Raw genomic sequence first — 15,594 nt, forward strand, 5'->3', positions numbered from 1 at the left:
CTTTTCATTTCTTACACCCTATTATATCGCGATACAGATAGAAAGGCAAGCGCCTCAAAACAGTGGAAGCACTTGCCTGATCACTGATACGTTCAAATGAAATTCATTTGGAAAATAATGTGTGCAAAAGATGAAAAAGACATCACAACTGTATCATTGGAATGATTAGAGATATAACGGAGTCCTATAAACTTTCATTCGAACACCACCAGTATACCTCATTCTCTTCTTCTTGTGTCATCCATTTCTATTCTGCTTCATTTCGACACGATTTGGTCTATAAAAGCCATTTCCTCTCCTTATCCAAAAACTATTCTGTTCTATTTCTCAACTATTTGGTCATCACTCCCATCAAAAAAGCCAGAAGGACTTGCCTTCTGACTTTCTTTATTTAGATGAATGGACGAAAGAACGAAGAATTAATCTTCTTTTTTCTTGCGTGCAAGACCCAATCCAAGCAATCCAGCCATCGCACCTGCAAGAACAGCTGCAGTTGAGCTTTCTGTACCTGTATTTGGAAGCGCAGGTGTTTGTGGTTGCGCAGGTTGTACAGGCTGTTCCGGAACTTCAGGAGTTGGTTCGGTTGGAACCTCTGGAGTTGGTGGAACGATTGGTGTAGGTGGAACAATTGGTGTTGGTGGGTTATATGGTGTTGGTGGAGTTGGAGGAACTGGCGTTGGTGGGGTTGGAATATCTGTTTCCGTTACCACTTTATTCTTATGCCATTTCACTTCAGCTTCCGGTTTCACCGGATTCGTATTTGGAACAACTTCAGGAGTCGGTGGGGTTGGCTCTGTTGGTGGAGTTGGTGATTTTGGTTCCTCCACATCGACCGTAATCACAGTGTAGTTAGGTGCTGTTGGCGGAGTTGGTGATTTAGGTTCTTCTGGTTTCGTTGGCTCTGCAGGTAGATTTTCCACTGTAATCGTTGGTGGAGTTGGAGCCTTTGGTTCTGTTGGTTTTGTTGGCTCTTTCGGTTCTTCTCCTGGCTCTTTAGGAAGACCTACATTTGAGTTGATGGCAAACCAATAAACCGTTGGTTGACCAGCCGCATTGGCACCATTAGCCGTAAAGACTAAGTGTCCATCTGACATCTTCAAGCCTGCTCCACCATAATAGAGGTATGGAGAAGATGGATTATCCCAACCTTCAAGAGTTGTTGAAGATTCACCGTTAAAGACAGATCCATGTTCAATATATTGGTTATCTTTAAAGGAAGTCACTTCTTTAGTAGCAGCATCATAAGAAACACTTGAGTTTGGAATTGGAATAAATTTATTATTTCCAACATTTACAGACTCTTGGTGTTCCACGTTTTCAAATTTCTTCTTAGGTGTGAACGTAATTTGACCTGTAGTTGCATCTACTTTGTATGATCCGATAACATCATCCTTACCTTCAAAGGTAAATTCTTCTGTACCAATAGAATGAACACTTCCTGAACCCGAAGCATTTACAGTTAACGCATCCGTTACTTCTTCCTTCTCAGGTGTCGTACCAGGAACCCATTTACCTGTGTCATCTTTAACATAACCATATTTCTGAGTCACAATTTTGAGAGGGTTGTCTGCTGAAATGGAAACAGTTGCAGTACCAAAGTCTGCTTTTCCTGTTTTAACCTTCACTTCATTGTTTTCAATGCTCATGGATGAACCATCTGCATATGGATCCCAAGTTCCACGAACAGTGTTGCCATCTTTATCTTTGGCTTCTACTGTAAGGGCACGAGGTTTGTCTCCACTATCGACATAGGAAGCACCTGTCCAGTGGTTGAGCGAGTTCAAAGCGACAATGGCATTGCGTTGAGTCAAATCAAATTTATTGCCATCACCATCATAGAATTCAACATCGACAGCAACCTTAACAGGTTTGTCTTGGTCTGTTGAAGCACCCACTGTCATGGTTACCGTTGGATCTGCGTTGACTGCTGCAATCCCTTTGCCATCATTTGATGGAAGACTTAAAATCTCATAACGGTAAATCACACGTTTGATTGGATGCATATCCGTATTTTCACGCATGCTGGACTGATTCAAGTTATCATAAGTAACGACAAATTTATCGCCTTCTTTCACTTGAATGTACTCAGTTTCATTATTGGCCCAAGGACTAGTTGCTACAATATCTGAAGCTTCCAATTTATTAGAATCATATTGATGGACATTGCTTGTATTTAAACGAGCTTGAGCATCACGAGTAAGATAAGTGCTGATGCCGTCAATGGTGTGAGTTGCACCACCTTCACGTTGGAAGGTCAAATCTTGAACAGTTGAAACATTTTTAAGGTCAGCATACGCATTGTCTGTCATATATTTGTCGTATGCTTGTTTCGCGTCCGTATATTGTTTTTTGGCAACTTCGTATTCAGCTAATTTCTTTTGATAAGCAATATAATCATTTTCGTACTGTACTTTTTCTACATTGTATTTTGCAAGATCAGCTTCGTATTGAGCCTTAGCAGCATCTTCTTCTGCCTTCTTCGCTACCAATTGATCATAAGCTGCTTTATCTTTATCGTATTGCGCTTTCTTAGTTTGGTATTCTTGTAAATCTTTATCGTATTGCGCTTTCGCTGTATTGTAAACAGCCATTTCTGCTTCATACTTAGCTTTTGCTTCTGCATTGGCCTTATCTGCTGCTGCTTTTTCTGCTACTTTAGCATCGTAGGCTGCCTTTTTAGCATTGTACTCTTCTAAAGCTTTATCATAAGCTGCTTGTTGGGTTTTGTAGTCTTCTACTTGTTTCTTGTAAGCCGCTTCTGCTTCTGCATTTCTCTTTTCAATCAATGTGATTTCTTGAGATTTTGCTTCATACTCCGCTTTTGCCTTTTTGTAGTTATCAACTACTGTGTTGATTTCAGCTGTTTGAGCTTTATTATCTGCTTCTGCTGCTGCGATAGATGGTTGGACTTTTTCAGCTTCTTCTGTAACGGTCACACCTTCTGTAGCCGCATCAGCTTTTGCTTTTTCAAGTTCTGGTGATTCTACATAAGTCGTCGTAACTGTTTTATTTCCTTCTGTCACAGTTGTAGATGTCAACTTAGAACTTGTTGAAACAGCTGCATCGCTTGTTGCTGTATCCGTAGTAGTCGCTTCAGTTGCAGGCGCTGTTGCTTCATCTGCTTTCACTTCTGCTCCGTAGGTATTAACAGTAGCCAATCCAGCGATGGCCAATGAAACAACACCGACTGATAACTTACGAATTGAAAATTTTTCCTGCTTCGAAACATGTTCACGATAGCTTTTCATTTTCAAAACTCTCCTTTTTGTTTATGTTTAAAAAAATCTCACTGTAGAGGCAAAAATATGCTACTGCCAGTTAACTCTATTGTATCACAATCAACCATTTTTAAATATTTGTCTATTTAATTTTTTATTTTACTTTAAAGATATAACAACTTGAAACGCCAAACCTTACGGACCTTCCTCATCTTTTAGTTGAAAATATATGTAAGAACCTGTGAAAAATCCTTTATTTTCAAGGATTTTCATCCCGGTTTCTCTTTTTATAAATTTCACCGGAAGGCTTTTTTAGGGGAAGTATTTTTTTATACCAATAGATTAGATTTGAAGGTTAAAATAAAAAATTATGTAATTTTTTCCCTGCCGGATCGGAAAAATTCAAAAAAACAACACTGTTTACAGAAGTGTCCATTCTTTAAATTCCTTCCTTTTTCTTCCCAAATAACAAGAAATGAAAAAGACCAAGGTCCTAAGAACCTTGGTCTAACAACTAATGATTAGTTTAAGTGCCAGATATCTTCATTGTACTGAGCGATCGTACGGTCAGATGAGAAGAATCCTGCTTTAGCAATGTTAACGATGACTTGATCCAACCATGCATCACGGTCTTCGTAGTCAGCCAACATACGTTCTTTGGTGACAATGTAGTCTTCCAAGTCAAGAAGAGTCATGAACCAGTCTTTGTTGATCAATTCCTTGTGAAGACGAGTCAAGCGTTCCTTGTTACCAACTGCAAGAACGGCATCGCTGATAATGAAGTCTACCAATGGTTTGATAGCTTCACGTTCATAGAAGTCCGCTGATTTGTATGCTGATTTCTCATATAGATCGATTACAGTTTCTGAATCTTCACCGAAGATGTAGATGTTGTCACGTCCAACCAATTCAGCGATTTCCACGTTGGCTCCATCCATCGTACCAAGTGTCAATGCACCATTCAACATGAATTTCATGTTACCAGTACCTGAAGCTTCTTTCGAAGCAAGAGAGATTTGCTCAGAAATATCGCTAGCTGGGATCAAGTAGCTTGCAGCAGTTACGTTGTAGTTTTCAACCATCACCACTTGCAAGTGTGGAGCTACTGCTGGATCGTTTGCAATCACTTCAGACAAGCAAAGGATCAAGTGGATGATATCTTGTGCAATGGTGTAGGCAGGAGCTGCTTTACCACCAAAGAGAACAGTGATTGGGCGAGCAGGGATATTTCCAGCTTTGATGTCCAAGTATTTGTGGATCACATACAAAGCGTTCATTTGTTGACGTTTGTATTCGTGGAGACGTTTGATTTGGGTATCAAAGATAGAGTTAGGATTGATTTCCACACCTTGATGGTCTTTCAAGAAACGAGCCAATTTACGTTTGTTGTGAGACTTGATGTTTTCCAATTTTGCTTTGACTGCATCTTTATCTTCATAAGAAAGAAGGTCTTCCAATTTAGATGCGTCATGGTGCCAGTCACGTCCGAGGATATCATCCAAGTAGTGTGACAAGGTTGGGTTGGCATGCATGAGCCAACGACGGAATGTGATACCGTTTGTTTTGTTGTTGAATTTTTCAGGGTAAATGTCGTAGAAGGCTTTCAACTCAGAATTCTTCAAGATTTCTGTGTGAAGTGCTGCTACCCCGTTTACGCTAAATCCATAGTGGATATCCATGTGCGCCATGTGTACGCGATCATTCTCATCGATGATTTGAACAGCTGGATCTTTGTATTCAGCGCGAACACGGCGGTCCAATTCTTCAATGATTGGAACCAAGTGAGGAACCACTTCTTGCAAGAATTCAAGTGGCCATTTTTCAAGGGCTTCTGCAAGGATTGTGTGGTTAGTGTAAGCCGTCATGCTACGAACGATAGAGATGGCTTCATCCATTCCAATACCACGTTCTGTCAAAAGACGGATCAATTCAGGGATGACCATTGATGGGTGAGTATCGTTGATTTGGACAACAGCATAGTCAGCAAGGTCATGCAAGTTGCTTCCTTTTTCGATGGCTTCGTCGATGATCAATTGTGCACCGTTTGATACCATGAAGTATTGTTGGAAGATACGGAGCAATTCCCCTTGACGGTTACTATCATCTGGGTACAAGAAGAGGGTCAAGTTGCGAGCGATATCTGTCTTGTCAAAGTTAATACCATCTTCAATAATAGATGAATCAACTGAATCCAAGTCGAACAAACGCAAACGGTTCTTGGTATCAATCTTGTAACCAGGGACATCGATATCATAAAGGGTAGAAGTCAATGTGAAGTGTGCAAATGGCACTTGGTAGCTACGGCTTGAACGAACGAGCCAGCTTTGGTCAGTCAACCATGCGTTTGGAATCGTTTCTTGTTGGTTGTTTTTAAGGACTTGTTGGAACAAACCAAAGTGGTAGTTCAAACCAACCCCATCCCCTGTCAAACCAAGGCTTGAGATAGAGTCGATAAAGCAGGCTGCCAAACGTCCCAAACCACCGTTACCAAGTGATGGTTCCAATTCCACTTCTTCGACTTCGATCAAGTCTTTACCAGCATCTGACAATTCTTTTTTAACATCGTCGTAAAGACCCAAGTTGATCAAGTTGTTAGACAAGAGTTTACCGATCAAGAACTCAGCTGAGATGTAGTAAACTTTTTTCTTACCAGTATTGATTTTCTTTTGAGCGCTTGCTTGCTTGGTGTAATTTAGCAAGGCAATGTACAATTCTTCATTTGAACATTCAGCAATTGTTTTTTGATGATGATCAATCACATATTTTTGTAATGATTCCATGTTGGGAGTCTCCTTTGTTTCAACAATTTTAATAGGGGGAAAGATTATTTTTTTGCTTTCTTAACTTCTTTTTTCAAGTCTTTGTTTTCACGACGATAGATCGTAGTGAAATCAAGCAATTCTTGCTCGACAGCTGGAGTCAATTGATCCGCTGTCATTCGCCATGACCAGTTACCACCGAGAGTAGATGGGAAGTTCATCCGAGCTGAGCCATCTAACTCAAGCAAGTCTTGCATCGTAGCAATCGCCATGAAGCTGACGGAAGCAAAGACGGTACGAAGCATCGCATGCGGTACAGATTCGTACTCTTTCCGGTTAGTATAACGAGCAAGGTACTCACGAGTTGGATCGTCGATTTCATTGCGGTACCATCCAAGAACTGTGTTGTTATCATGTGTTCCTGTATACATCACAGAATTGTTTGGTGCCAAGTGAGGGCTATCGATACTTTCATCGTCCGGATTGAAGGCAAATTGAAGAATCTTCATTCCTGGGAAGCCAGTGCTTTCACGAAGTTCGATGACTTCATCTGTCATAAAGCCAAGGTCCTCAGCGATGATGTTCAAATCACCGAGCTCTTCCTTCACAGCTGCAAAGAGTTTGTAGCCAGGACCTTTAACCCATTTACCTGGTGCTGCTGTATCTGATCCAGCAGGGATTTCCCAGTAAGACTCAAAACCACGGAAGTGGTCGATCCGCACGATGTCGTAGATCTTGAAGCTTTCACGCAAGCGTTCAATCCACCATTGGTAGCCATCTTTGTCCATTGCTTCCCAGTCATAGATTGGGTTCCCCCAAAGTTGACCAGTTGCTGAGAATTCATCTGGCGGGCATCCTGCGATGCAAGTCGCTTTCCCGTTTTTATCTGTTTTGAAGAGATGAGGGTTCGCCCACATGTCACTTGAATCTTCCGCTACATAGATTGGCATGTCTCCGACGATTTCAATGTGATGGTCATTGGCATAAGCTTTCAAGGCCAACCATTGTTGGAAAAAGAAGAATTGAGTCACACGATGGTAAGTCAATTGATCCGCCAATTCTTCACGGTATTGAGCCAAAGCTTTTGGTTCACGTGCACGAATAGCTGCATCTGGCCATTCTGTCCAGGCTTTTAAATCAAAGTGTTCTTTGATAGCCATGTATTCTGCAAATAGTTCCAACCAAGAAGCATTGGCTTCGCAAAAGGCTTGGAATTCTTTTTGATCACCTGATTTCAAGAAGTTCGCAACTGCTTTTTCAAGCAAGGGACGACGTTGTTCGAAAACCTTTGCATAATCCACTTGAGTAGGATCTTGACCAAAGTCCACTCCTTTAAGATCTGCTTCTGTCAACAAACCTCGTTCAATCAAAAGATCGAAATCAATAAAATGAGTGTTCCCAGCAAAAGCTGAGAAAGATTGGTATGGAGAATCTCCATAACTAGTTGTACCAAGCGGCAAGATTTGCCAGTAACGTTGCTTGGTCCGAACGAGGAAATCAACAAAATCATATGCTGATTGACCGAATGATCCGATCCCGTATTGTCCAGGAAGGGAAGAAATGTGCATCAAAACACCACTTTGACGTTTTTTCATGGGTTACCACCTTTTTTTATTTCTTTGAAGCCTGCGATTCGGTGCACGGTATGGGTATCGTTGCAGAGTCGTATCCAGCTCTCAAGCGGCTCTACTCTTTGTTAAAAATCGAACAGGCGCAACTCAGTTTACGCAATTTTTGCGAAAACGTTTGCGTACCATGTCATTATAAACTTTTTCCCTATTTTCTGCAAGGGGTTTCTTAAAAACTTTTTAACTTTTTTCAGAATGTCCTCACCCCCCTAGTGTATTCTTTCCTTTGCCTAATGTCAACAAATTTGATGCATTTTATAGAAGAAAGTTCGGAATTAAAATATTTTTAAAAAATTTTCTCAAAATCACTTGCAAACGTTTTCGCCTTGTGATATACTTAAGTCGTTTTAGGAAAACGTTTGTCTAAAACGGTTTCTAATTATTATCTTTTTTTATTCTTTAGGAGGAATAAATCATGAAACGTACAATTTTACGTAGTGCTGCTGTACTTGGTACAGTTGGTTTTGCCGGCTTCTTACTTGCTGCTTGTAGCAATAACTCATCAGGTTCTTCTGAGGCAAGTAAAGAAATCAACGTCTATGTAGACAAAGGCTACAAATCTTATGTTGAAGAAGCTGCAAAAGCTTTTGAAAAAGAAAATGGCGTAAAAATTAACATCAAGACTGGTGATGCTCTTGGTGGATTGGATAACCTTTCTCTTGATAACCAATCTAAAAAAGCTCCAGACGTTATGATGGCACCATACGACCGTGTAGGTGGTCTTGGTAGCGATGGTCAATTGGCTGAAGTGACATTAAACAAAGATAGCCATACAGATAAAACAACTGAAGCTCTTGTAACAAACGGTGGTAAAGTTTACGGTGCACCTGCTGTCATCGAAACATTGGTTCTCTACTATAACAAAGATCTTGTAAGCGAAGCTCCAAAAACATTTGGTGATCTTGAAAATCTTGCAAAAGATAGCAAGTACGACTTCGCTAGCGAACCTGGTAAAACAACTGCCTTCTTAGCTGACTGGACAAACTTCTACTACACTTACGGTTTACTTTCAGGTAACGGCGGTTATGTGTTTGGTAAAGACGGTACAGATCCTAAAGATATTGGATTGAACAACCAAGGTTCTATCGATGGTATCGAATATGCAAAAACTTGGTATGCTAAATGGCCAAAAGGTTTGCAAGATACAAAAGCTGCTGCTAACTTCATCCAAACACAATTCCAAGAAGGTAAAACAGCTGCTATCATCGATGGTCCTTGGAAAGCTGCTTCATTGAAAGAAGCTAAAGTAAACTACGGTGTCGCAACGATTCCAACTCTTCCAAACGGAAAACAATACTCTGCCTTTGGTGGTGGTAAAGCTTGGGTTATCCCTGCAGGTGCGAAAAACCTTGATGGCGCTCAAAAATTCATTGACTTCTTGACAAGTACTGACCAACAAAAAGCTTTGTTTGACAAGACCAATGAAGTTCCTGCCAACACAGAAGCTCGTAAATATGCGGTTAGCAAAAACGATGAATTGACAACTGCCGTTGTTGATCAATTCAAGAATGCTCAACCAATGCCAAATATCTCAGAAATGAGTGCTGTTTGGGATCCAGCTGCTACTATGCTTTTCGATGCTGTAAGTGGTAAAAAATCTGCAAAAGCATCTGCTGACGATGCAGTGAAATTGATTAAAGAAACCATCGAACAAAAATTCGGTAGCAAATAAGACAGTTTTTAGGTGTGAGTAAGAGGTTGGAGACAAAGTCCCAACCTCTTATGTTCAATTTTCAAGCACAACTTACTGTCTGACTTGTCTTCTTGCTCTCTAGCAAGGACATTATAAGGAGATTTGAATGACTACAGAACAAAACCCTAAAAAGGCTATGTGGCTCTCTTTGATCCCGGGTCTTGGGCAAATTTATAACAAACAAAAAACCAAAGGCTATATTTTTCTTGCCGTAACCATTCTCTTTCTCGCCTATTTCCTAGGAATTGGAGCTGGAGAATTAGCGAAATTGGTTACACTTGGAACCGTCCGTGGACAAGATAATTCTCTCTTTATCTTGATTCGTGGCGCCTTCCACTTGATCATCACTGTTGTTTACTTCCTATTTTATGCCTTAAATATTAAGGATGCTGGAACAGTTGCTAAACGCATCAACAACGGGATTGCCGTTCCAAAAACCTTGAAAGAAATGGTTCAAGCCATCTATGAAAATGGCTTCCCATATTTATTGATTATTCCTTCATACATTGCTATGACATTTGCGATTATCTTCCCAGTTTTAGTAACTTTGATGATCGCCTTTACCAACTACGACTTCAAACATACCGCTCCAACAACCTTGCTTGATTGGATCGGGTTCCAAAACTTCACTAATATGTGGACCTTGAGTACCTTCCGCTCAGCCTTTACATCGGTTCTTGGCTGGACCTTGATTTGGGCCCTCGCAGCTTCTACTCTTCAAATCGTACTCGGTATCTTGACCGCTATTGTTGCAAACCAACCATTCGTAAAAGGAAAACGAATCTTTGGGGTTATCTTCTTGCTTCCTTGGGCTGTTCCAGCCTTCATCACTATCCTAACTTTCTCAAATATGTTTAACGATAGTGTCGGTGCTATCAATGCACAAGTTATCCCATTGTTTGCGAAGATCTTCCCATTCTTAGATGGCGTTTTGATTCCTTGGAAAACAGATCCTACCTGGACAAAAATTGCTTTGATTATGATGCAAGGTTGGCTCGGCTTCCCTTACATCTACGTCTTGACTTTAGGGATTCTTCAATCGATTCCAAACGATCTTTACGAAGCTGCTTATATTGATGGTGCCAACGGTTGGCAAAAATTCCGCAGCATCACTTTCCCAATGATTATGGCTGTTGCAGCTCCAACTTTGATCAGTCAATATACCTTCAACTTTAATAACTTCTCCATCATTTACTTGTTTAACGATGGGGGACCTGGTTCTGTCGGAGGAAACGCCGGATCTACAGATATCTTGATCTCATGGATCTACAAGTTGACAACCAATTCTTCTCCTCAATATTCAATGGCTGCAGCGGTAACCTTGATTATCTCTGTGATTGTGATCTCAATCTCTATGGTTGCCTTCAAGAAACTACATGCATTTGATATGGAGGATGTATAAAATGAAAAATTCAGTTCAATTTAAACGCCGCCTCAATCATTTCTTGACTTACCTGTACATGGTGGTTCTTTCAATCGTTATCATTTATCCATTGTTGATTACGGTTCTATCAGCCTTCAAATCAGGGAATGTCAGTGCCTTTACACTTGATTTTAGTGGCAATCTTAGTTTTGATAACTTCTCAAAACTTTTCTCTGAAACCCATTATGGCACTTGGTATATGAACACCTTGGTTATCGCCATTATCACCATGATTGTACAAACAAGTATCGTTACCTTCGCAGGTTATGCATACAGCCGTTACAATTTCTTGGCGCGTAAACAAAGTTTGGTCTTCTTCTTGATTATTCAAATGGTCCCAACCATGGCAGCCCTCACAGCCTTCTTCGTTATGGCTTTGATGCTGAATGCCTTGAACCAACCTTGGTTCTTGATCTTCCTTTATGTTGGTGGTGGTATTCCAATGAATGCCTGGTTGATGAAGGGATACTTTGATACTGTTCCAATTTCCCTCGATGAATCTGCGAAATTGGATGGAGCTGGACACTTCCGTCGCTTCTGGCAAATCGTCCTTCCTCTTGTTCGTCCAATGATTGCCGTTCAAGCACTTTGGGCTTTCATGGGGCCTTTCGGAGACTATATCTTGTCTAAATTCTTGCTTCGTGACGAAGTGAACTATACGGTAGCCGTTGGTCTTCAAACCTTTATCAGTGACCAAAAAAATCAAAAAATCGCCTTCTTTGCAGCCGGTGCTATTTTGATCGCGGTTCCAATCTGTATCTTATTCTTCTTCCTACAAAAGAACTTTGTTTCAGGCTTGACAGCTGGTGGAGATAAAGGATAAAATAGAATCTTATTTCAAGCACATTTTATTTTTAAGTTAAGGGTAGTATGGTGGATGCTTTACTACCCTTCGTTAAGAATAAAATCAATGCAAAGAGATTTCTCTTTGCATTTCTGATACTCTTATGTTTAGAAAGGTCATCTTATGCCCTATCCTTTTAATTATTTCGCAAGTATCTTCAATTTCCGCTCTTCTTTTGCAAACCGCAAAAAACTGAGCTGGTTCCAAATGATTTTTACTTCTTTCTTTCTAATCTCTATCACACTATTACCTGTGGCTCTGCAAAATGCTCAACTCAAAACCTATCCTTTGACAACCTTTGTCAGCGATGTGTTTGATCCTTTATCAACAGACGTTATGAAAGATATCCAAGAACACGTCGTGATCAAAGACCAAGAGCTCACCTATACAGGGACTAACCCTGTACACAAGACTTCAAAAGGACAGGTTATCTTAGGCCAAGAGGCAAAGGCTAGTGAAGGCAAGGAGTTAACACTCCATTTTGATCGCAAACAATTGATTATCTCAAAAGAGAATAAAGAACTCGCTACAGTCTCATACCAGGCTATTAATCAAGAGAGCCTTCGGGATAAAAAAAGCTTCACTCAAGCTATCTCTAGCGATTGGTTTCGCGACAATCGACTCCCTGTCAGTCTCTTTCTCGTGATTTTCTCTGGCTTCTTATCGACAGTCAATTATTTGATTCTCATCCTAGGGGCATCTTTCTTCCTCTACTTGACACGAAAATCTCGACTCTTTTCACTACAAACTTTCAAGGAATGTTTCAATTGTATTCTGAATTGCTTGGGACTCCCTATTTTACTGAGTGTCTTCATCAGTTTACTATTCCATCAAGTATTTACTACGACAATCATGATCCAAAATGTCTTATTTGTACTCTATCTTGCTATGGTATTTTATAAGACCCACTTCCGTGATCCAGACTATCACCGCTAGGAGGTTTTCTCATGCGTGTTACCATCAAAGATGTGGCGAAACTCGCTGGCGTCGCGCCTTCAACTGTCACGCGCGTCATCCAAAACAAATCCACGATTAGTGATGAAACAAAAAAACGTGTCCGTGAGGCCATGGTCGAATTGGACTACCATCCCAATCTTAATGCTCGCAGCCTTGTCAGCCAATCTAGTCAAGTCATTGCTTTGGTCCTACCAATCGACAGTGACGTCTTCTACCAGAATCCTTTCTTCCCAACTGTTTTAAGAGGGATTACCCAGATCGCGTCAGACAATGATTATGCCATCCAAATCTGTACGGGGCAAAATGAAGAACGGCGGCTCGACAACCTCAAACAACTCATCTACGGAAATCGTGTAGATGGTTTGATTTTCCTTTATTCCAACCCGAATGATCCCCTCGTTGAATTTGCGATCAAAGACAAGTTCCCCTTCCTCATTCTCGGAAAGGCAGCTTCACCTTTTGTATCGCTAGTGGATAATGATAATATCAAGGCTGCATTTGATGCGACGGATTATTTCATTCAACAAAACTACCGAAAAATTGCTTTTATCGGGGGAAACAAAGAACTGTTCGTATCTCAAGACCGCTACGAAGGTTATAAAGAAGCCCTCCAAAAAGCAGGGATTCCTCTCGATGAAAAACTGGTTCATTTCTCATTTGGTTTTATGTTGGAAGACAATTCTTATCAAATGATGGAGAGCCTTCCCCTAGCAGAGTTAGATGCCATCATGACAACCGATATTCTCGTTGCTGAAGGGGTGCGCCAATACCTATTAGAACACCAGCTGACAATCCCGATTATTTCCTTTGATTCGATTAAGCCACGACTCGATATTGAAGCCTATATTGACATCAATGCAGTGGAACTCGGACGTGAGTCTGTTCGGACAATTCTACAAATTATCAAGGATCACAAAGAAGGAAAAACCGTCTGCTACCGTCAATTGATTGACCATACCATTACGAAACTCTAGGAGTCTTTATGTCTACATTTACTGCTTATTTAGATGACCAAGACCTCATTCGTATCCAAAAGGGAGAGGAGCATATCCTTCCTTTTTATTTGAAAACGAACCAAGGTCATCTTGCCTTAATCCCTGTCAAAACGTCAAGTGCAGCGACTGACACAGGAGACTATTTCTTAAGCCCTATTCCACTTGAACTCGGAGAAGAGTACACCATCTACGATGCTGCTGGAAATTCTTCTATTCTCCACTATCGTCAAATTGTTCGAAAACCCATTTTTGATCAAACCTTCACCTATACTGGAGAGGATCTAGGAAGTTTCTACACACTACGTCAGACGCAATTTAAATTCTGGGCACCCATTTCGCAAGATGTGACCCTCCATATCGAAGATCAGGTCTATCCAATGCATCGTACAGAAAATGGGGTCTGGGAACTCGTACTCAAAGGGGATTGGGAAGGAGCTGCCTACCACTATGAGTTCCGTGTCAATGGCCTAGAACGTCGGATCCACGATCCCTATGCTCTATCCTCTTTAGCAAACTCTGGAGATAGCCTCGTCGTCGACCGCAAGAAGATCACACGTCCTATCACACGTGCTGCTCGTCAACTCGACCCGACAGAAGCGCTCATCTATGAGATGAGCGTTCGGGACTTCTCTGTCCAAAAAGAGGCCGGCTTTAAACACCCTGGTAAGTTTAAAGGGTTGACAGAATCGCCTCAACTCAATGGTCAAATCCTTGGATTTGATTACCTTCAAAAACTGGGCATTACCCATGTACAGTTACTTCCTGTCTACGATTTCGGTAGTGTAGACGAAGAGGATCAATGGAAAGCCTACAACTGGGGTTATGATCCTGTCCAATACAATGTTCCAGAAGGAAGCTATGCGAGTGACCCTAACGATCCTTATGCGCGAATCCTAGAGCTCCAAGACACCATTGACACCTATCACCAGGCTAATCTGAGTGTCATCATGGATGTAGTCTACAATCACGTCTACCAGGCAGATGAGTATGCTTTTGAACAGATCGTTCCTGGTTATTTCTACCGTTATAATGCAGAGGGAGAGCGGACCAATGGAACCTTCTGTGGAAATGACGTGGCAAGTGAGCGTTCCATGGTGAGACACTATATCAAGCAATCCCTCAAACAATGGGTTTCCCTCTACGGCTTTGATGGTTTCCGCTTTGACTTGATGGGAATCCTAGACATTCAAACCATGACAGAGATTGCAGAAGAACTCCGTGAAATCTATCCTAACATCTATCTCTATGGGGAAGGGTGGAAGATGGATACCGGCCTCTCTGAAGATCAGCTCGCTCACCAGTATAACGCGAAACGATTACCAGCCTTTGGCTTTTTCAGTGATAACTTCCGGGATACGATCAAGAGAACACTTGTAGCCGGTCACCGTCGTGAGAGTCAACATCCCGCAAATGATTTTGCGAATATTCTAACGGCGAATGTCGGGAAGCTAGGGCCTGCTCATTTCACCCAACCTCAACAAGCCATTCAGTACGTCGAATGCCACGACAATGCAACTGTTTTTGATTATTTCCAACTTGAAAAGGAAGAGATTCGTCTAGAAGATCGAAAATCTCTCTCACGATTAGCTCTTCATTTAGTGTTACTAGCTCAAGGAGTGCCGTTTATCCATGCTGGTCAAGAATTTTATCGCACAAAAGGGCTCGAAGACAACACCTATAACTTGCCAGATAGTCTCAACCAATTGGACTGGACATCCCTTCCAAAATGCCAAGAAGAACTTGCTTTTCTTGAAGAATTGATTGCTTATCGGAAATCACAGCCACTCCTTCGTTTGAAAAAAGGGCAAGAGATTCGCGACTACTGTGATGTCAAATGGTTGTCTGATCATCATTTAATCTACACGATTGAGAAAGATCGTGAAAAAATAACGATTCTTGTCAATATCGGTGATCAAGAACAGACCTATCAACATCTGAGTGATAGTCAGCTGTTATTTGCCTATCCTCATGCCAACCTAAAAACCCCTATTCCTAAAGGAAAGGAACTTTCTATTCCTGCCCATAGTTGGCTCCTTCTCCATGAAACTGAATCAACAAAATAAAGGTCACCACAATG

The 15,594-nt window shown here is 41.2% G+C and carries 9 protein-coding genes; 6 read left to right on the forward strand and 3 right to left on the reverse strand.

Annotated elements, in window-relative coordinates:
* Positions 1 to 419: 419 nt before the first annotated feature.
* The 3 genes from LPB220_RS10430 to malQ form a co-directional block, all read right to left on the reverse strand.
* Positions 420 to 3,248 carry a GbpC/Spa domain-containing protein gene (locus tag LPB220_RS10430; RefSeq protein ID WP_118396254.1) on the reverse strand — a complete coding sequence of 943 codons (2,829 nt, stop codon included), beginning with the start codon at positions 3,246 to 3,248 and terminating at the stop codon, positions 420 to 422.
* Positions 3,249 to 3,739: 491 nt separating this feature from the next.
* Positions 3,740 to 5,998: a glycogen/starch/alpha-glucan family phosphorylase gene (gene glgP, locus LPB220_RS10435; RefSeq protein WP_023919924.1), complete on the reverse strand. Its 2,259-nt coding sequence runs from the start codon at positions 5,996 to 5,998 to the stop codon at positions 3,740 to 3,742.
* A gap of 44 nt (positions 5,999 to 6,042) precedes the next feature.
* Complete coding sequence (malQ, locus tag LPB220_RS10440; RefSeq protein WP_049516109.1) at positions 6,043 to 7,572, reverse strand: 4-alpha-glucanotransferase; 1,530 nt, start codon at positions 7,570 to 7,572, stop codon at positions 6,043 to 6,045.
* A 448-nt stretch (positions 7,573 to 8,020) separates the two neighbouring features.
* On the opposite strand from malQ, the gene LPB220_RS10445 reads away from it, so the two are divergent.
* The 6 genes from LPB220_RS10445 to pulA all read left to right on the forward strand — a co-directional run bounded on the left by LPB220_RS10445 (position 8,021) and on the right by pulA (position 15,580).
* A complete protein-coding gene (locus LPB220_RS10445; RefSeq protein ID WP_023919928.1) occupies positions 8,021 to 9,277 on the forward strand; it encodes an extracellular solute-binding protein in 1,257 nt (418 codons plus the stop codon).
* A gap of 127 nt (positions 9,278 to 9,404) precedes the next feature.
* Positions 9,405 to 10,700, forward strand: a complete 1,296-nt coding sequence (locus tag LPB220_RS10450) for a sugar ABC transporter permease (RefSeq protein WP_023919930.1) — start codon at positions 9,405 to 9,407, stop codon at positions 10,698 to 10,700.
* Between the two features lies 1 nt (position 10,701).
* Positions 10,702 to 11,544 carry a sugar ABC transporter permease gene (locus LPB220_RS10455; protein WP_021154117.1) on the forward strand — a complete coding sequence of 281 codons (843 nt, stop codon included), beginning with the start codon at positions 10,702 to 10,704 and terminating at the stop codon, positions 11,542 to 11,544.
* A gap of 144 nt (positions 11,545 to 11,688) precedes the next feature.
* The gene (locus tag LPB220_RS10460; protein WP_045760038.1) at positions 11,689 to 12,501 is read left to right on the forward strand and encodes a DUF1189 family protein; all 813 of its coding nucleotides are present in this window, start codon (positions 11,689 to 11,691) and stop codon (positions 12,499 to 12,501) included.
* A gap of 11 nt (positions 12,502 to 12,512) precedes the next feature.
* Entirely contained in the window at positions 12,513 to 13,496 is a 984-nt protein-coding gene (locus LPB220_RS10465) for a LacI family DNA-binding transcriptional regulator (RefSeq protein WP_013904333.1), read from the forward strand.
* Positions 13,497 to 13,504: 8 nt separating this feature from the next.
* Positions 13,505 to 15,580 (forward strand): type I pullulanase, encoded by a 2,076-nt coding sequence (gene pulA / locus LPB220_RS10470; protein ID WP_150906739.1) that lies wholly within the window; start codon positions 13,505 to 13,507, stop codon positions 15,578 to 15,580.
* Positions 15,581 to 15,594: the final 14 nt, after the last annotated feature.

Origin of the sequence: Streptococcus sp. LPB0220, assembly GCF_008727815.1 — a bacterium.
Classification (GTDB): Bacteria; Bacillota; Bacilli; order Lactobacillales; family Streptococcaceae; genus Streptococcus.